The 238-nt window shown below is 31.1% G+C and carries 1 protein-coding gene; it reads left to right on the top strand.

Annotated features, from left to right (window positions below):
- The coding region (locus tag AAEY79_RS16320) for a hypothetical protein (RefSeq protein WP_352289804.1) at nucleotides 1-238 on the top strand (238 nt) is incomplete at both ends.

Here is a 238-nt window from a genome sequence, read left to right on the forward strand (position 1 = left end):
GTTATCTGGTTTATTGCTACAGGTGTTAATTTATTCTGTGATACTTATAGTATTGAGCTATTTATTACTTTCATTTATCAGTGATAATGAATTAAATCAGCCACCTGATGTGAGAGAAAAGCAAATAAATTTAGTGGGTTATAAATATAAGGCCATAATATTACAGACGGGAATTTGTGTTGCTATTGTTCAGTATCAAATTGAAGCTAATAACTGGGGCCCAGCCATTGAATATAAT

The organism is Psychrobacter sp. GW64-MNA-CIBAN-0177 (assembly GCF_040309585.1).
In the GTDB taxonomy this organism is placed as follows: domain Bacteria; phylum Pseudomonadota; class Gammaproteobacteria; order Pseudomonadales; family Moraxellaceae; genus Psychrobacter; species Psychrobacter okhotskensis.